We start from the raw sequence: 383 nt of genomic DNA on the forward strand, positions 1-383 counted from the left end.
CAAGGCATTACGGTCAACGCTGTTTGCCCCGGCTACGTGCTCACGCCGCTTGTCGAGAAGCAGATACCCGACACGGCCAAGGCCCGCGGGATCACCGAGCAGCAGGTGATCAAGGATGTTCTGTTGGCCGCGCAGCCCACCAAGCAGTTCGTCACGGTCGAGCAGGTTGCCGCGCTCTGTTTGTTCCTCGCGTCGGACGACGCGGCCTCGATCACGGGCGCCGTGTCGCCAGCCAGGTCTATGGCGGCTGGTATGAAGGCACGATCCGCACCGAATCGCCGAAGGAGAGCGGCAAGTGGGGCGTCTACCCGATGCCCAGCCTCACCGCCGACGGGCCGCGTGCCGCAAATCTCGGCGGCTCCTCCTTGGCCATCACCTCGGCC

2 pseudogenes are annotated in these 383 nt (G+C 66.1%); both read left to right on the plus strand.

Annotated elements, in window-relative coordinates:
• Positions 1–225 (plus strand): annotated as a pseudogene (locus tag EN874_RS34980) (SDR family oxidoreductase); the annotation flags it as partial.
• Positions 222–383: pseudogene (locus EN874_RS34985) on the plus strand (ABC transporter substrate-binding protein); the annotation flags it as partial. The pseudogenes EN874_RS34980 and EN874_RS34985, both read left to right, overlap by 4 nt.

Source organism: Mesorhizobium sp. M1D.F.Ca.ET.231.01.1.1 (assembly GCF_003999155.2).
Taxonomy (GTDB): Bacteria; Pseudomonadota; Alphaproteobacteria; order Rhizobiales; family Rhizobiaceae; genus Mesorhizobium.